At 69.9% G+C, this 17015-nt stretch carries 16 protein-coding genes and 1 riboswitch; of the genes, 8 read left to right on the top strand and 8 right to left on the bottom strand.

Features of this window, described 5'->3' with window-relative positions; all coding sequences use genetic code 11:
* The first annotated feature begins 84 nt into the window (after nucleotides 1–84).
* Entirely contained in the window at nucleotides 85–339 is a 255-nt protein-coding gene (locus tag ACEJ41_RS09190; RefSeq protein ID WP_374011981.1) for a hypothetical protein, read from the top strand.
* A 76-nt stretch (nucleotides 340–415) separates the two neighbouring features.
* Here the strand turns inward: ACEJ41_RS09190 and gcvP are convergent, their stop codons facing one another.
* Nucleotides 416–3331 (bottom strand): aminomethyl-transferring glycine dehydrogenase, encoded by a 2916-nt coding sequence (gene gcvP / locus ACEJ41_RS09185; protein ID WP_374011980.1) that lies wholly within the window; start codon nucleotides 3329–3331, stop codon nucleotides 416–418.
* Between the two features lie 48 nt (nucleotides 3332–3379).
* Nucleotides 3380–3500, bottom strand: a riboswitch (glycine riboswitch).
* A 360-nt stretch (nucleotides 3501–3860) separates the two neighbouring features.
* Between gcvP and ACEJ41_RS09180 the strand changes: the two genes are divergently transcribed.
* Nucleotides 3861–5099 carry a multidrug effflux MFS transporter gene (locus ACEJ41_RS09180; protein WP_374011979.1) on the top strand — a complete coding sequence of 413 codons (1239 nt, stop codon included), beginning with the start codon at nucleotides 3861–3863 and terminating at the stop codon, nucleotides 5097–5099.
* Between the two features lie 36 nt (nucleotides 5100–5135).
* Entirely contained in the window at nucleotides 5136–5543 is a 408-nt protein-coding gene (locus tag ACEJ41_RS09175) for a hypothetical protein (RefSeq protein WP_374011978.1), read from the top strand.
* A 35-nt stretch (nucleotides 5544–5578) separates the two neighbouring features.
* Here ACEJ41_RS09175 and ACEJ41_RS09170 read toward each other — a convergent pair whose 3' ends face one another.
* The 6 genes from ACEJ41_RS09170 to ACEJ41_RS09145 all read right to left on the bottom strand — a co-directional run bounded on the left by ACEJ41_RS09170 (nucleotide 5579) and on the right by ACEJ41_RS09145 (nucleotide 11075).
* A complete protein-coding gene (locus ACEJ41_RS09170) occupies nucleotides 5579–7627 on the bottom strand; it encodes a M2 family metallopeptidase (protein WP_374011977.1) in 2049 nt (682 codons plus the stop codon).
* 327 nt (nucleotides 7628–7954) lie between these two features.
* A complete protein-coding gene (locus tag ACEJ41_RS09165; RefSeq protein WP_374011976.1) occupies nucleotides 7955–8431 on the bottom strand; it encodes a hypothetical protein in 477 nt (158 codons plus the stop codon).
* Between the two features lie 147 nt (nucleotides 8432–8578).
* On the bottom strand, nucleotides 8579–8833 hold the full coding sequence (gene minE, locus ACEJ41_RS09160; protein WP_374011975.1) for a cell division topological specificity factor MinE: 255 nt from the start codon (nucleotides 8831–8833) through the stop codon (nucleotides 8579–8581).
* 3 nt (nucleotides 8834–8836) lie between these two features.
* The gene (gene minD / locus ACEJ41_RS09155; RefSeq protein ID WP_374011974.1) at nucleotides 8837–9646 is read right to left on the bottom strand and encodes a septum site-determining protein MinD; all 810 of its coding nucleotides are present in this window, start codon (nucleotides 9644–9646) and stop codon (nucleotides 8837–8839) included.
* A gap of 60 nt (nucleotides 9647–9706) precedes the next feature.
* Entirely contained in the window at nucleotides 9707–10477 is a 771-nt protein-coding gene (gene minC / locus ACEJ41_RS09150) for a septum site-determining protein MinC (RefSeq protein ID WP_374011973.1), read from the bottom strand.
* Between the two features lies 1 nt (nucleotide 10478).
* Nucleotides 10479–11075 (bottom strand): GNAT family N-acetyltransferase, encoded by a 597-nt coding sequence (locus tag ACEJ41_RS09145; RefSeq protein ID WP_374011972.1) that lies wholly within the window; start codon nucleotides 11073–11075, stop codon nucleotides 10479–10481.
* Nucleotides 11076–11203: 128 nt separating this feature from the next.
* Here ACEJ41_RS09145 and ACEJ41_RS09140 point away from each other — a divergent pair, with 128 nt between their 5' ends.
* From ACEJ41_RS09140 to ACEJ41_RS09120, 5 genes are all read left to right on the top strand, one after another.
* Nucleotides 11204–12406 carry a sensor histidine kinase gene (locus tag ACEJ41_RS09140; protein WP_374011971.1) on the top strand — a complete coding sequence of 401 codons (1203 nt, stop codon included), beginning with the start codon at nucleotides 11204–11206 and terminating at the stop codon, nucleotides 12404–12406.
* A complete protein-coding gene (locus ACEJ41_RS09135) occupies nucleotides 12403–13044 on the top strand; it encodes a response regulator (RefSeq protein WP_374011970.1) in 642 nt (213 codons plus the stop codon). The genes ACEJ41_RS09140 and ACEJ41_RS09135 overlap by 4 nt, the downstream gene beginning before the upstream one ends.
* A gap of 162 nt (nucleotides 13045–13206) precedes the next feature.
* On the top strand, nucleotides 13207–14361 hold the full coding sequence (locus ACEJ41_RS09130) for a polyketide cyclase (protein WP_374011969.1): 1155 nt from the start codon (nucleotides 13207–13209) through the stop codon (nucleotides 14359–14361).
* A 763-nt stretch (nucleotides 14362–15124) separates the two neighbouring features.
* Complete coding sequence (locus ACEJ41_RS09125; protein WP_374011968.1) at nucleotides 15125–15493, top strand: DUF423 domain-containing protein; 369 nt, start codon at nucleotides 15125–15127, stop codon at nucleotides 15491–15493.
* Nucleotides 15494–15497: 4 nt separating this feature from the next.
* Complete coding sequence (locus tag ACEJ41_RS09120; RefSeq protein ID WP_374011967.1) at nucleotides 15498–16172, top strand: DNA-3-methyladenine glycosylase; 675 nt, start codon at nucleotides 15498–15500, stop codon at nucleotides 16170–16172.
* Nucleotides 16173–16193: 21 nt separating this feature from the next.
* Here ACEJ41_RS09120 and ACEJ41_RS09115 read toward each other — a convergent pair whose 3' ends face one another.
* Entirely contained in the window at nucleotides 16194–17012 is an 819-nt protein-coding gene (locus tag ACEJ41_RS09115; RefSeq protein WP_374011966.1) for a M15 family metallopeptidase, read from the bottom strand.
* Nucleotides 17013–17015 lie beyond the last annotated feature (3 nt).

Raw genomic sequence — 17015 nt, 5'->3', positions numbered from 1 at the left:
CGCACGCGCCAGGATGCGATGTCGATTGCCTGCCAGGGCCATGTCCGCGCACCGGGCACGGCCGCTACCCCGGGAGCCGAATGCGTGAGTGAACGAAAGGAGCGGCGCCGGCAGCAGCCCCCGACGGCCGAAGCCGCGGCACTGCGCGACGGCCTGTTGCCCGCGCAGCTGGCCACCGTGAACACCATGGAGCAGTTCAAGTGGGAACTGCGCTTCGTGCGCCGGCCGATGTTCCAGGCGCCGGTGCCGGTGCTGTTCGAACCAGGCGGCGAGCGCTACGTGGTGGTGGAAGAAGACGGCACCATCAACCACAACCCGAGCTTGCGCCTGCGGCCCTGACCCCGGGAGGACCAGCAGCCGTGTCCGATCCGGCGGCCGCGCCCGATCGCGCGGCGCGGCCAACCCCCGGCGTGGCTCAGGCCTCCTGCTCGCGATAGGCATCCACCGGAATGCACGCGCAGAACACGTTCTTGTCGCCATGCACGTTGTCCACCCGGGAGACGGGCGGCCAGTATTTCTGCTGCTTCAGTGACGGCAGCGGGAACGCGGCCAGCTCGCGCGGATAGGCGTGCGGCCATTGGCTGGCCGACACCTGCAGCGCGGTGTGCGGAGCGTGCCGCAGCGGGTTGTCCTCGCGGTCCAGGCGCCCGTCCTCGACCGCGCGGATCTCCTCGCGGATCTGGATCATCGCGTCGATGAAGCGATCGAGTTCATGCAGCGATTCGCTTTCGGTCGGCTCGACCATCAGCGTGCCGGGCACCGGGAAGCTCAGGGTCGGGGCGTGGAAGCCGAAATCGACCAGGCGCTTGGCCACGTCCTCGGCGCCGATGCCGGTGGCTTTCTCAAGCGGGCGGATGTCGAGGATGCACTCGTGGGCGACCAGGCCGTTGCGGCCGGTGTACAGCGTGCGGTAGTGCGGGGCGAGCTTGCTGGAGATGTAGTTGGCGTTGAGCAGGGCGACCTGGGTGGCCTTGCGCAGGCCGGCGGCGCCCATCAGGGTGATGTACATCCAGCTGATCGGCAGGATCGACGCGCTGCCGTGGGTGGCGGCGCTGACCATCGGGCCATCGCCGGTGCCGTCGGTGCGCATGCCATCGGTGGCCAGTGCCCTGGGCAGGAACGGCGCCAGGTGCGATTTCACCGCGCACGGGCCCACGCCCGGGCCGCCGCCGCCGTGCGGGATGCAGAAGGTCTTGTGCAGGTTCAGGTGTGAAACATCCGAACCCCAGTGGCCGGGCTTGGCCACGCCCACCAGCGCGTTCATGTTGGCGCCGTCGGTGTACACCTGGCCGCCGTGGTCGTGGACGATGCGGCAGATTTCCACCACGTCCTCCTCGAACACGCCGTGGGTGGACGGGTAGGTCAGCATGATCGCGGCCAGGTTGGCCGAATGCTTTTCGGCCGCGCGGCGGATGTCTTCCATGTCCACGTTGCCGTTGGCATCGCATCGGGTCACCACCACCTTCATCCCGCACATCTGCGCCGAGGCCGGGTTGGTGCCGTGCGCCGATTCGGGGATCAGGCAGATGTTGCGGTGGCCTTCGCCGCGCGAGGCGTGGTACGCGCGGATCGCCAGCAGGCCGGCGTACTCGCCCTGGGCACCGGAGTTGGGCTGCAGGCTCACTGCGTCGTAGCCGGTGCATTCGGCCAGCATCGCTTCCAGCTCGCCCACCAGCTGGCGGTAGCCTTCCACCTGGTCGGCCGGCGCCAGCGGGTGGATGTCGGCGAACTGCGGCCAGGTGATGGGCATCATCTCGGCCGTGGCATTGAGCTTCATGGTGCACGAACCCAGCGGGATCATGGTGCGGTCCATGGCCAGGTCCTTGTCGGCCAGGGCGCGCATGTAGCGCAGCAGCTCGTGCTCGCTGTGGTGGGTGTTGAACACCGGGTGCTGCAGGAAGGCGCTGGTGCGGCGCAGCCGCTCGGGGATCAGCGACGGGGCGTGGGCATCGATCGCGTCCACCGAGGGCAGCGCTGCGCCGTCGGCGGCGAACACGGCCCACAGCGCTTCCACGTCGGCGCGGGTGGTGGTTTCGTCCAGCGAGATGCAGATCGAGCCGTTGCCACGCACGCGCAGGTTGATCTGCGCCTGCCGCGCGCGCTCGAGGATGCGTGCGCCGGCATCGCCCGGGTCGATGCACAGCGTGTCGAAGGCGCTGGCATGCACCACCGCGTGGCCGAGCTGGCGCAGGCCGGCGGCGAGGATCGCGGTCAGCCGCGCAACCCGGCCGGCGATGCGGGTGAGCCCGTCGGGGCCGTGGTAGACCGCGTACATCGCGGCCATCACCGCCAGCAGCACCTGCGCGGTGCAGATGTTGGAGGTGGCCTTCTCGCGGCGGATGTGCTGCTCGCGGGTCTGCAGGGTGAGGCGGTAGGCGGGGTTGCCCTCGCTGTCCACCGACACGCCGATCAGGCGCCCGGGCATCGAACGCTTGTAGGCATCGCGGCAGGCCATGAAGGCCGCGTGCGGGCCGCCGAAGCCCAGCGGCACGCCGAAGCGCTGCGAGCTGCCGACCACGATGTCGGCGCCCATCTCGCCCGGCGGCTTGAGCAGGGCCAGGGCCAGCAGGTCGGTGGCCACCACGAACAGCGCCTGGTGGTCGTGGATGACCTGCGCGTCCGCGCTCCAGTCCTCGATCCAGCCGCTGGAGGCGGGGTATTGCACCAGCACGCCGAAGTAGTCGCCGGCGGCCAGCTTCTGGTGGAATGCATCGGTGGAACGCACGACTTCCAGCGCCAGGCCCAGCGGCTCGGCGCGGGTGCGCAACACCTCAAGGGTCTGCGGATGGGTGTCGCCGGCCACCAGGAAGGTGTTGGACTTCGACTTGGCCGAGCGCCTGGCCAGGGTCATGGCTTCGGCCGCGGCGGTGGCTTCGTCCAGCAGTGACGCGTTGGCGATCTCCATGCCGGTCAGGTCGGCGCACATCTGCTGGAAGTTGATCAGCGCTTCCATCCGGCCTTGCGAGATTTCCGCCTGGTACGGCGTATAGGCGGTGTACCAGGCCGGGTTCTCGAGGATGTTGCGCAGGATCACCGGCGGGGTGTGGGTGCCGTAGTAGCCCTGGCCGATGAAGCTGCGGAACACCTGGTTCTTCGCGGCGATGGCGCCGATCCTGGCCAGTGCTTCCTGCTCGGTGAGGCTGTCGGCCAGGGCCAGCGGCGCGGGCGACCTGATGCTGGCCGGCACGATGGCATCGGTCAGCGCTTCCAGCGACGGGTGGCCGACGGTGGCAAGCATGCTGGCGATCTCGGCATCGTTGGGGCCGATGTGGCGGCCGACGAAAGCGTCGTGCTGCTCGAGGTCGCGCAGGGAAGGCGTGGTCTGGGGCATGGAGGCGGTTCCGGACAGGGGCGGGAGGCACCGCGTGGCAATCGCGATGGGTGCCCCTCTGTCCTTTTGCCTGAGAGTTTTGGAAGCCGCACCGGTGAGGTTGCGACTTCGTGCCCCTTCGGCGCCGGCGCTACCCGCGGGGGTGGCCGGTCTCTCCAGAGTGTTTGGCAGCGGCGGTGGTATCGGGCCTGAGCGATTACGGGCGTTTGCGCCTTCGGCAGCCGGCCGGGGCCGGCTTCTCCCACCTGTACAGCGCGCCGATTATAGCCGGCCGCGGGTCCTGCCGCGGGGAATTTCGGGCGCTGGCAGGGGCGCCAACGGCTGGCGTCATGAACGTGGGCCCGTGAGCGAAGCGTCGTGTCCGTGGGTGGGGGCGGGGCCTTGGCTTAACATGGGTTTCCCCCAGCGGCCGTGCCATGCCTACCGTCTCCGACCAGCCCCTCGCAGCGCCGCCCGGCGCAGCCACCCTTCACGCCCCGCAAGGACTGACCGGCGAGGCGACGCCGCCCACTGAGCAGGTACCGCCGCCATGACCATGCGCAGTCCGCGCCGGCTGGTCGTGCTGCTGGCCGGCCTGGCGATGTTCGGGCCGTTCTCGATCGACACCATCTTCCCGGCCTTCCCGCAGATGGCCGCGCAGTTCGGTGCCGACAAGGTGGCCATGCAGCAGACCATCAGCGTCTACCTGGTCGCCTATGCGCTGATGAGCATCGTGCACGGGCCGCTGTCCGATGCGATCGGGCGGCGCCGGGTGATCCTGGGCGGCCTGGTGGTGTTCACCCTGGCCTCGGTCGGCTGTGCCCTGGCGCGCGACCTGGGCACGCTGCTGGGATTCCGCGCGCTGCAGGGCCTGTCGGCGGGCGTGGGCCTGATCGTGGGCCGCGCGGTGATCCGCGACGTGCTGCAGGGCGAGGACGCGCAGCGGTTGATGAGCCATGTGTCGATGATCTTCGGCATCGCCCCGGCGATCGCGCCGGTGATCGGCGGCTGGATGCTGGGCGCCGGGCGCTGGCCGCTGATCTTCTGGTTCCTGGTGGCGTTCGGCGTGCTGCTGCTGGCCAGCGTGGCCCGCTGGCTGCCGGAAACCCACCCGCCCGAGATGCGCCTGCCGCTGCGCGCTCGCTCCTTGCTGCGCGATTACCTGGCCATCGGCACCAACCCGCGCTTCCAGCGCCTGGCGGTGGCGGGGGCGATGAACTTCGCCGGGCTGTTCCTGTACATCGCATCGGCACCTGCGTTCGTGATGGACCTGCTGGGCAAGGGCGAGCGCGACTTCGCCTGGCTGTTCATCCCCACCATCGGCGGCATGACCCTGGGTGCCTACCTGTCCGGGCGCCTGGCCGGGCGCTGGCCGCCGATGCGCCAGGTGGAAGCCGGCTTCGTCTGTTCCGGGCTGGCGGCGCTGGCCAACGTGGCCTACAACGCGCTGGCGCCGGACATCGCACTGCCGTGGGCGGTGTTGCCGATGAGCCTGGCCGCGTTCGGCGTGGCCCTGGTGTTCCCGGTGCTGACCCTGGCGATCCTGGACATGTATCCACGCCAGCGCGGTTCGGCCTCGTCGCTGCAGGCCTTCTTCCAGTTGCTGCTCAATGCCGCCGTGGCCGGCCTGCTGTCGCCGCTGTTGAGCCACCACGGCCTGCACCTGGCGCTGGGCATGGCCGGGTTCGTGGCGGCCGGCTGGCTGTACTGGCGCTGGGAGGCGCGGGTGGCGCGGCGCTTCCCGCCGCCGGGCCCGGCGCCGATGATCGAGCCCGGCGAGCAACTCTGACCCATCACGATTGCCGTCGAACCCACAGGAGTACCGATGTCCATCCAGTCCAAGGCCCGGCGTGATGCACGCAAGCGCAAGGTCGAACGCGAGCGCAACCAGGAGGGCGCCGACGCCCCGCGGATCGAGCCGCACGCCGAACTGCGCGACCGCGAGGGCACCCTGCTGGCCGGCGTGGTCCGCCGGGACGGGGTGTGGGTGCTGGGCATGGACGGACGCATCGCCGGCAGCAGCAACAGTGCCGCGCGGGTGCTGATGCTGATCCGCCGCGCCCAGCGCCTGCACGATGACAAGGGGGTGCCGGTCAAGCTGGTGTACTCGGACGCGCTGCGCGACGCGGCCGAGCTGGAAGCGCGGACCATCGGCCTGTCGCTGGCCGACTACGAGCGCCAGCTGGAGCAGGGCATGGCCACGGCGGCGGCCGCGCCGGCCGTGGTCAACTGACCGCGGCAGGGGTCGCGCTGGCAGACGGTGTCGCTCTAACCCTGCGCTGCAGCCTTCGGCGGTTCCGATGGTGCTGGCGCCGGTGCCCGGGTCGGGGCCGATCCGGGCGCCGGGTCCGCTGCGGCAGGCGCGGCCGCGGCGGCCTGCCAGCCGCAGGTGCGGCCTTCGTTCTGCTGCTGCAGCCATTCCTGCAATGGCGCGAAATACTCCAGCACCGCGCCGCCATCGATCTGCGGGCTGCCGGTCAACTCCTCCAGGGTGGCCTGCCAGGGCTGGCTGGCGCCCTTGGCCAGCATCTCGCGGAACTTCTGCCCGGCGGCGGCATCGCCGTAGAAGGTGCATTCGTACAGCGGGCCGGTGTGGCCGGCCGCCTCGCACAGCGACTTGTAGAACTGGAACTGGAGCACGTGCGAGAGGAAGTAGCGGGTGTAAGGGGTATTGCCCGGCACGTGGTACTTGGCACCCGGGTCGAAGAACTCCTCGCCGCGCGGGGTGGCCGGGGCCACGCCCTGGTACCTGGCCTTCAACTCCCACCATGCCCGGTTGTAGCGGTCCGGGGCGATGGAGCCGTCGAACACGCCCCAGCGCCAGCGGTCGATCATCAGCCCGAACGGCAGGAAGGCGACCTTGGCCAGGGCCATGCGCATCTGCGCGTTGATCAGCGCCTGCTGGCTCTGCACCTGTCCCTGCACCAGGCCGATCGACTCCAGGTACTGCGGCGTCATCGCCAGCACGATGGTGTCGCCGATGGCCTCGTGGAAACCGTCGTTGGCGCCGTTCTGGAACAGCGGTGGCTGCCCGTTGTAGGCCAGGTAGTAATACACGTGGCCCAGCTCGTGGTAGATGGTGGTGAAGTCCTCTTCGTTGGGCTTGATGCACATCTTGGTGCGCACGTCGCCGGCCATGTCGATGTCCCAGGCGCTGGCATGGCAGACCACGTCGCGCTCCAGCGGCTTGATGAACTGGGTCCGCTGCCAGTAGCTGGCAGGCAGCTTGGGCATGCCCAGCGAGACGTAGAAGTCCTCCGCGCGCCCGGTCATCTGCCGGGCCACCTGCGCCTGCGCCTCGCGCTCGGCCTCGAAGCGCGCCTTCGCGCTGGCGCCGGGGCCGCGGCGGTACAGCGCTGCGCCCAGGTCGCGCTGGTACTGGCGCTCCAGCGCGCCGGTGATGTCCAGGCTGCCGGCGCCCCGGTACGGCTGCAGCATGTCCCACAGGTTGCCCCAGTCCTGCTGCCACATGTTGCCCATCAGGTGCGCGGGCAGCAGGCCGCCGTCAACCTGGCCCCGTTCCACGCCGTAGGCCTGCTGCAGCTTGTCGCGCGCGTAGCAGTGCAGTTGCTCGTAGAGGGGCTGGACCTGGTGCCACAGGCGGTCGGTTTCGGCGGCGAAGGCGTCGGCCGGCATGTCGTAGCCGCTGCGCCACATGGCGCCGGTGTCCGCATAGCCCAGCTCGCGCGCGCCCTCGTTGACCAGTTCGACGAAGCGTGCGTAGTCCGGGCGCATCGGTCCGGCGATGGAGTGCCAGCCCTGCCAGGCATCCAGCTGGGTGTCGTAGTCGCGGCTGGCGCGCAGCACGTCCTCCAACTGCCCGAGCTGGCGGCACTGCCGCGCCTGGCCCTCGCCGGTGCAATACGTGCCCTTGCCGTAGGTGCCCTCCATGCGCGTGGCGATGCGGGTCAGTTCCGACAGCCTGGCCGGATCGCGGGGGGCCGGCATCGAGGTCATCTGCTTGAGCAGGACCAGGGCGCGCGCGCTGTCCGCGCTCATCGGCTGGCCTTCGAACGCCCGCGCCTGTTCGATCCAGCCGTTGAGCGTGGTCAGCCAGCGCTCCTGTGCCTTGGCCGCCAGGCGCTCGCTGTCGTCATTGATGTAGGTGGAGGAGAGCCACTGGGCGGAGGACAGCTCCGGGTACATCGCCCGGTACTCGGCATTGATCCGGGCGACGAAGGCGTCCGCATCCTCGCCGGGCGCGGTGGCTTGGGTGGCGTCCGTGGCCTGGTCCGGGGATGCCGGCTTCTTGCACGCGGGCAGGCTCAGCACGCCAACGCCGAGGACGAACGACAGCAGCAGGTGACGGGAGTTCACGGGGCGCGCACCGGTGGGGATGGTGCCGGCAGGCTAGTGGGGCAGCGCGGTGCCCGCAAGCGGTCGCTGCTCGGGGCGGTTGGCAGGGCCGGAGAGATTGGGTGCGGCGTGGGGTGTACGTGGGTGAGGGGTCCCGCCAGCCAGATCAGGACGGACGGCTGGTCCCGTCCACGGTTGCAGCGGGATGCACAGGGGTGAGGGGTGTGCCGCGGTCGCCGGCAAGACCGGCTCCTACAAGTCGCCGCCGCACCTCTGGTCGATGGCGATTGCCGTTGGCCGTTGCCCGGCCGTTGCCCGGCCGTTGGCTGGCCTCTGGCCGCAGTGTGCCTACACGCCCGGCAGCAGGCCGCGCGCGCGCAGCCAGGCCTGGGCGTCCTCCGAATCGCGCGTGAACCAGGCTTGGGTGGAACCGAGGCGGAAGGTGTAGCCCCAGGCATCCATGTCCGCCATCAGCCGCGCGCCGCCCACTCCGGGCAAGCGGTCGGCCAGCACGATCTGCAGGTAGCAGGTGGCGTCTTCCTCGGCCACCGAGTCGGTGGCGTCGGTGTGCACCGCGGCGCGGCGCTGCGGCGGCAGCACGATCAGGTGGCAGGCCTCGTGCAGCATCGAATGCACGGGAGTGTCGTCGCGTACGTACACGGTGCCGGCGATGATCCCGGCCTCCGGCTCGCCCCAGTAGCTGCCCGGGATCGGCGCGCCCTCATCCACCTTCGCCAGCACCAGGCCGTGGCTGGCCAGGAGGGCGGTGGCATCGGCCAGGTCGATGTCACGCACGCGGAGGATGTCGGGGGACGGATCGTGCATCGCGGGCAGGCGGGCAGGGCGGGTGGAGGCGGCACGGCCATGGCGCGGTGGCGGCCGGCACCCGGTGCGGGTTGCCCGGCCGGGCCCGCGGGGCAACCGCGGGTACCGGGTCGGTGCGCCCGCGGCCATGCGGCGGCGGGGAAGGACTCAGCCCTGGCCGTCGGGCAGCGCGACCGAGATGTCGAGCATGTCGTGTTGGCCGTCCTTGATCACGTCCACCTTGACCGCGTCGGCGTCGACGTTGACGTACTTCCTGATCACTTCAAGAAGCTCCCGCCGCAGCAGCGGCAGGTAGTCCGGTGCGCCGCGGCTGCTGCGCTCCTGGGCAATGATGATCTGCAGGCGGTTCTTCGCGGTCTGCGCGGTGTTGGTCTTGGTCTTCAGGAAATCGAACAGGCCCATGCGTCAACCTCCAAACAGCTTGCTGAAGAAGCCCTTCTTCTCCAGGGTGGTGAAACGCATCGGCCGCTCCTCGCCCAGCAGGCGCGCGACCGCGTCGTCGTAGGCCTGGCCGGCCTCCGATTCGGTTTCCAGGATCACCGGCTCGCCCTTGTTGGATGCGTTGAGCACGTCGGTGGATTCAGGCACCACGCCGACGGCCTTCAACCCCAGCACTTCTTCCACGTCGGTGATGCTGAGCATCTCGCCGGTGGCCACGCGTGCGGGGCTGTAGCGGGTGAGCAGCAGGTGCGCCGGCAGCGGCTCGCCGTTCTCGGCGCGGCGGGTCTTGGAATCCAGCAGGCCGATGATGCGGTCCGAGTCGCGCACCGAGGACACTTCCGGGTTGACCACCACCACCGCCTTGTCGGCGAAGTACATGGCCAGGAAGGCGCCCTTCTCGATGCCGGCAGGGGAGTCGGCCACGATGTACTCGAAGCCGTCGGCGGCCAGGTCCTTCAGGACCTTCTCCACGCCCTCGGTGGTCAGCGCGTCCTTGTCGCGGGTCTGCGATGCGGCCAGCACGTACAGGTTGTCGAAGCGCTTGTCCTTGATCAGCGCCTGCTTGAGCGTGGCCTCGCCATTGACCACGTTGACGAAGTCGTACACCACGCGGCGCTCGCAGCCCATGATCAGGTCGAGGTTGCGCAGGCCCACGTCGAAGTCGATCACCGCCGTGCGGTGGCCGCGCCGCGCCAGGCCGATGGCAATGCTGGCGCTGGAGGTGGTCTTGCCCACGCCGCCCTTGCCGGAGGTGACTACGATGATTTCAGCCAATGGATGTCTCCTTGACGCTGTATGCGGGAAGGGCGCCAGGGCGGAGCCGGCGCGCGGGGGTCATTCGAGGGCGGCCAGCCGCAGCTGGTCGTTTTCCAGCCAGACCTGCACGGCCTTGCCGCGCAACTGGTCGGGGATATCGTCCAGCACCTTGTAGTGGCCGGCAATGGCCACCAGTTCGGCGTGGAATTCACGGCAGAAGATGCGTGCCTGGACATTGCCGCGGGCACCGGCCAGGGCCCGGCCGCGCAGGCTGCCGTAGACATGGATCGAGCCGTCGGCAATCACCTCGGCGCCGGCGCCCACGGCCGACAGCACGGTCAGGTCGCAGTCCTCGGCATAGAGCTGCTGGCCGGAACGGACCGCGGCCTTCTGCACCCGGCCCGGCGCACGCGCGGCCTCGGCCTTGGGCGGGGCGGCGGCCTTGCGCGGTGCTGCGGCCGGGGCCGGCTCGCGCGGCGGCGGGGCGGCCGCCGGGGCCGGCTCGGCCCGTTCGTACTGGGCGCGGAACTTGGCCAGCACCGGCAGGCCGAGCGCCTGGGCCAGGGCCTCGTTGTCGCTGGTGCCATAGGCCAGCGCCACCGGCAGGACGCCAGCCTTGCGCAGGCCGTCGATCAGGGCGCGGGCGCTGGCCTGGTCCGGCGTGCGCGCCAGGGCGCTGAAGTCCACGATCACCGCCGCGCGGCCGAACAGCTTGGGCGCGCGCTCCACCCGCTCGTGCATCTCGCGGACCAGTTGCTCCACGTCCAGGGTACGCACCCGCAGGTTGGCGATGCCGACCTGGCCGATCTTCAGTTCGCCCGCCTGCTCGTAATCGTTGGCTACGGCCACGTCAGGTCCCCGTGGCGCGGTCGTCGCGCGGCGCGGTGCGGCGCGGGCGGCCGACCCAGGGCAGGTCGGGCAGGTTGTCGCCATAGGTCTGGCGGATCCACGGATAGCTGCACAGCTCCTTCATCATCATGCTGGCGCGCACCTCCACGTCGGGCATCACGTGCTGGCCGACCTCGTGGAAGCCGAAGCTGCCATGGAACAGCAGCGCCGGGTCGGCGCCGTGGTCCAGGAACACCTCGCTGCACAGGTGCGGGTAGCGCAGCTCGGCGTAGCTCTGCACGTCGGCATAGAAGGCCCGGCCCACGCCGCCACCGCGGCGGCGGCTGGCCACCACGATGCGGTCGATATAGAAGAAATGCGGGTAGCGCTGCTTGAACCACGCAAAGTTGCAGCTGTCGTGGCCGCTGTCGCTGCCGAAACCGACCAGGAAGCCGGCCAGGTTGCCGTCGCGCTCGGCCACGCGGAAGTACTCGGCGTTGTCGTAGAAGTCGCGCAGCTTGGCTGCGTCCAGCGGCAGGATCGCCGAGCCGGCGTTGTTGTTGAGCGCCAGGACCGAGTCCAGCTCGTGTTCGCGCACGTCGCGGATGACGATGGACATTGGGGTGAATGACGGTTCCGGGGGATGGACGGCCGCTGTCGCGACCGCGCGGATTATCGCATGCCACGGCGCGGCGGGCATGACTTCCGGGGCAGCCGGCCGCGCGGCGGCCACCGTAAGATGCGGCCATGTTCGGTTCCATCAGCCATACCCGCCTGCTGCGCTACGCCGGCCTGTTCACCTGGGCCATGGTGGGCGTGCCGCTGGTCTATTCGCAGTACGTGCCGGCCTACGGCAGCGAGGAGCTGGAGAGTTCCGCCGAGGGCGCACGCGCGGTATGGCTGTTCGCATGCTACCTGGGCTTCGGTGGCTGCTACTGGTGGCTGACCCGCGGCCCGGGCCGGCTGCGCCCGCGCTGGCACGATCGCCTGCTGCTGGTGGTGCTGACCGTGCTGGCCCTGGCGGTGAGCTATTTCAACGGGTCCGGGCTGGGCAGCATCCTGCTGATGGTGGCCGCCGGGGCGATCCCGTGGCTGCTCCCGGCCGGTTCGGGCGTGCTGTTGTTGCTGGTGAGCCAGTTGGCGGTGCTGCCGATCTATTACAGCGTGTTCCGGATGCCGCTGTTCGAGGCCCTGATGCAGGCGCTGCTGTACGGCGGCTTTTCCATGTTCATCTACGTGACCAGCCTGGTGGCGCGCCAGCAGGCCCAGGCCCGCGACGAGCAGCGCCGGCTCAACGCCGAGCTGCGCGCGACCCGCGCCCTGCTGGCCGACAGCGCCCGGGTCAACGAGCGCACCCGCATTTCGCGCGAGCTGCACGACCTGCTCGGGCACCACCTGACCGCGCTGAGCCTGAATCTGGAGGTGGCCGGGCACATGACCCAGGGCCGGCCGCAGGAGCACGTGCGCCAGGCCCATGCGCTGGCCCGGCTGCTGCTGACCGACGTGCGCGAGGCGGTGAGCCAGTTGCGCGACGCCCATGGCGGCATCGACCTGGCGGCGGCCCTGCGCCCGCTGGCCGAGCGCGTGCCGGGGCTGGAGATCGACCTGCAGGTCCAGTCCCCGCTGGGCGTGGACGATCCGGAGCGGGCCCATGTGGTCCTGCGCTGCACCCAGGAGATCATCACCAACGCGGTGCGCCATGCCGGCGCCCGGCGGTTGTGGATCCGGGTCTGGCGGGAGGGCGGAGCGATCCGGCTGGAGGCCCGCGACGACGGCCAGGGCGCGGACGATCCGGTGCCTGGCAACGGCCTGCGCGGCATGCGCGAGCGCCTGCAGCACTGCGGCGGTACCCTCGATATCCAGACCCGGAGTGGTGCCGGGTTTGCCCTGAACCTGTCGGTTCCCCTGTCCCTCCCGGCGCGACCGGCCATTGAAGGAACGCTGCCATGATCCGAGTCTGCCTGGTCGACGACCAGACCCTGGTACGCCAGGGCATCCGCTCCCTGCTGGCGCTGGACGATGGCATCGAGGTGGTGGCCGAAGCCGGCGACGGCCGCCAGGCGGTGGAACTGATCCCGCAGGTCAAGCCCGACGTGGTGCTGATGGACATGCGCATGCCGGCCATGTCCGGCCTGGAGGCGCTGCAGATGCTCTCGCGCGACGGCCTGCTGCCGCCAACCATCATCCTCACCACCTTCGATGACGACCAGCTGGTGCTGGCCGGGCTCAAGGCCGGGGCCAGGGGCTACCTGCTCAAGGATGTCTCGCTGGAACAGCTGGTGGGCGCCATCCGTACCGTGGCCGGCGGCGGCTCGCTGGTGCAGCCGGCGGTGACCCAGCGCCTGCTGTCGGGGCTTGAGCACATGCGCAACGACTTCGTCAGCCTGGATCGCCCCGACCCGCTGACCGACCGCGAGACCGAGATCCTGCGGCTGATGGCCTCGGGCTTCTCCAACAAGGAGATCGCCAACTCGCTGGGCGTGGCCGAGGGCACGATCAAGAACCATGTGTCCAACATCCTGAGCAAGCTGGGGGTGCGCGACCGCACCCGGGCCGTGCTCAAGGCCTTCGAGCTGCAACTGGTCTGAGCCGCCCCTGCTGTCCCCCGAGACAGGAGCCGGCTGGGATGTAAGAATCACGCCTTCCTGTCCTTGACTCATGCTTGCCGGCTGCGCGCGGGCGGCCAAGCCTGCTAGGATTCGCGTTTCGCATCGACAAAGTGCCGTGGAATCGGCTCCGGAGACTCTCGAATGACCCGCATTATCGAGTTCCTGATCGCCTTGGGGATCGTGGCTGTCCTGTTCCTGGTGGTCGGCGCGGCGCTTCCGTCGCATCGTCATATTTCGGAAAGCGTGGAGACCAACCGCAAGATGACCATCGTGTACGACACGGTGAACAACCTGCGGAGGTTCAAGGACTGGAACCCGCTGGTGCTGCGCGACCCGGCCATCAAGCTCAACCATTCGGGCCCGGCCGAAGGCGTTGGCGCGCGCCTGGACTACACCTCCAACGACAAGTACGTCGGCAATGGCAGTTGGGAGATCACCGACAGCGTTCTCGACGAGAAGGTCGTGATCGACGTCGAGGATGCGCGTCGCGGCAAGGACAAGACCATCCAGTTCCTTCTGGAGCCGGCCGGCAAGAACGGCCGCAACGTCAAGATCACCCAGACCTATGACGTGGAGTACGGCTGGAACCTGCTGGGACGCTATGCCGGCCTGTATGTCAGCCGCCACGTCGGCGATGACGTCAAGCTGGGCCTGACGCGCTTGACCAACATGCTGGCCACGGTGCCCAACTTCGACTATCGCGGCGAAGGCATCACCCTGCGCGACCTGAAGCTGGTGGACGTGCCGGCCGAGGACCTGCTGGTGGTCAACGCGGGCAACATCGATCGCAACAACGATGCGATCAAGCAGTCGATCAAGAACAACCAGGAGTGGATCAAGCGCACGCTCGAAGCCAGCAACCTGGAGCCGGCTGGCCCGGTGCGCATCATCACCACCGACTTCGGCGCCGAGAAGTACGCCTTCGACGTGGCCCAGCCGGTGCGTCGCAAGGGTTCGGGTCCGGCGCAGGCCGCCAGGGCCGATGGCGATGACGAGGCCGCTGCCGAGCAGGCCGCCGCGTTCGCCGCGCCGGTGGCCGCCCAGGGCGAGCCGCTGAAGGTCACCATCCCCTCCGGCGCCCCGGTGAAGTACGAGCGCACCACGGCCCATCGTGCCGCCTTCGGCTCCTACACGGGCTTCATGGCCGGGCTGGACAACGTGCGCAGTTCGATCCGTGCCTGGGCGCTGACCAACGGCTACGAGGTCACCGACCGTCCTTACGAGGTCTGGGAAGGAGGCGTGGACAAGGCGTTCACCGTCGAAGGCGAGTACGACGTGTACTGGGCAATCAAGTAACCGGCCTGCCGGTTCCACGGGTTACCCGAAAGGCGCCGCGCAAGCGGCGCCTTTTGTTTTGGTGTCCTGCGTGGCGGGGGCTGATTTGATTGCTGGCTTCGGACGGGGCCGCCGCCCGACCGGGGATGGTGCACCCCTCGGGCGCACATCCATGTGCGCACTCGGGGCCGTGGCACATCCATGTGCCACTTGCCCCATCCCCCCCGGCCGGACGACGTCCATCGGTATGTCGATGGCGCGGCTTCTTTTTTTGTAGGAGCCGGCCTTGCCGGCGACCGCGATGCAGGCTGCGGCATCGCGACACACCACACCACGCCGCGGTCGCCGGCAAGGCCGGCTCCTACAACGGGGAGGCGACATCGACATGCCGAAGACGTGGACGTGCGGGTGTGTCGGGGCAGCGGCCATGGATGGCCGCGGTAGCGAGTGCGCACTGCGGCTTCGTTTGCGAAGGCAACGGCTCCCGCGAACCGCGCGCGCCCATCACCGGCGAGTGCGCTGCACTTGCTCGTGTAGGAGCCGGCCTTGCCGGCGACCGCGGAGTGCGTGACGCGCGTGCGTGTGTCACATGACACGGTGCCGTGCGGCGTCCAGCAATAACCCGGCCTGTACCGGGTCGCCGGCAAGACCGGCTCCTACAAGTGAGGAGGCACAGACACGCCGAAGACGTGGACGTGCGGGTGTGTCGTGGCCATCCCGAGGGAGCCGGCGCATGCCCGGGTTAGGATGGACGGGCACCGCGGGCGACGGCACTGGAGGGGGCATGCAGCGCGATCAACACATGACCGGACCATCCTGGGCCGGTACGGCCGGCGCGGTACTGGCTGCCTTGTCCATCGGCCTGTCGGCCTGGGCCGCCCACGGCCTGGACCCTGGGCCGGCGCGTGCCGGCGTGCAGACCGCCAGTCTCTATGCATTCGGACACGGCGTGGCGCTGGCGGCCCTCGCGCGCGCAGCGGTGCGCCGTCTGGGCGTGATCGCGCTGGCGGTGCTGCTGCTGGGCACCGTGCTGTTCTGCGGCAGTGTCGCCGGTGGTGCGTTGCTGGGCTGGCCCACCCGCCTGGCTCCGGCCGGCGGCAGCCTGATGATGCTCGGCTGGCTGCTGTGGGCAGCCGACGCCTTGCGGCGCTGATCCCATGCCGCGCCATGCCCGGGGGTTCGACGTCGAGGCGGCGCACGCCTACCTGCTGCGCCGGGACCGCAGGCTCGCCACCTGGATGCGGCGCCTGGGCCCGCTGCCGCCCGAACCGCGCTGGCGCAGGCCGTTCGATCCGGTCGATGCGCTGGCCCGGGCGATCCTGTTCCAGCAATTGTCCGGCAAGGCCGCAAGCACCATCGTCGGGCGGGTGGAGGCGGCCATCGGCAGCACCCGCCTGCACCACGACACCCTGGGCCGGATCGACGACGTGGCGCTGCGTGCCTGCGGCGTGTCCGGCAACAAGGCCCTGGCCCTGCGCGACCTGGCCGCGCGCGAGGCCGACGGGCAGATCCCGGACCTGCGGCGGATGTCGGTCATGGACCAGGACCAGATCGTGGCGGCCCTGGTGCCGGTGCGCGGGATCGGCCGCTGGACGGTGGAGATGATGCTGATGTTCCGCCTGGGCCGCCCGGATGTGCTGCCGGTGGACGACCTGGGCATCCGCAAGGGCGCGCAGCGGGTCGACCGGCTCGAGGCGATGCCCACGCCCAGGCAACTGGCCGCGCGCGGCGAAACGTGGGGCCCGTACCGCACCTATGCCAGCTTGTACCTGTGGAAGATCGCCGACTTCGCCGGGGAAGCGAAGGCCCCGGTCAACCGCTCGCAGGATTGATCCGGGCGCGCAGCCGCCTTCTCAGCGCGTCAGGCGCCAGTGCCAGGGCTCGTAGACGATGCCGTGCGGATTGTCGCGCGGATAGCTCATGGCGAACCCGAACGCCCCGGCATTGGCGCGCAGCCAGGCAAAGGCGGCGGTGTGCTCGAACGATTCCTCGGCCGGCGGCTCGCCCGGCGTGCCGATGTCCAGCGCATGTCCGCCATGGTGCTCGCTGTAACCGGGAGCGGCGTTGACCCGCAGGATTTCGGGCAGTGCCTGGCCCCGGGCGAGCTTGCGCTCGAGGATTCCCGACTGGTAATCGTGGCTGCGATAGCCGGAGATCGCCTGCAGCGTCACGCCGTCGGCACCGGCTGCGCGCCGCATCGCCATCCAGGCTCTTGCAGCGGGCAGGGACAGCCACAGCGGCCGCCGCCAGCGGTCGAACCCGGCGAAGGCCAGCCAGTCCGGCTCGGGTATCTCGGATAGTCCGGTGCGCGTCGCATAGGCGTGCGCGTCGATGTCCAGCGCATCCAGGCGCGCGTGCAGCCGGTCCAGCGGCAGCGGTGCCGGCGCGGGGGGCGGTGCACGCCGTGCAGCCGGTGATTCCAGCAGTTCCAGCGCATCCAGCGCCTCGTCCATGCCGGGCTCGCGGGCCAGGCGCGGCACCAGGGCCAGCAGGCCGCTGTCCAGCACGGCGGCCAGGTAGCGTCCGTCGCGCTTGCGCCGCAAGACCCGTCGTGCGCGGGCCAGTGCGCGCGCGTCGGTGTGGCCGCGGGCGTGCAGCAGCACCGGTGGCCACAGTTCGATCTCGGAAGTATTGATCAGCCGCGTCTTCAGCGGCACGGGAGGCAGGTGCATGCG

Origin of the sequence: Pseudoxanthomonas koreensis (assembly GCF_041890415.1) — a bacterium.
In the GTDB taxonomy this organism is placed as follows: Bacteria; Pseudomonadota; Gammaproteobacteria; order Xanthomonadales; family Xanthomonadaceae; genus Pseudoxanthomonas; species Pseudoxanthomonas koreensis_A.
This window is presented reverse-complemented; position numbering and strand designations above follow the sequence as displayed.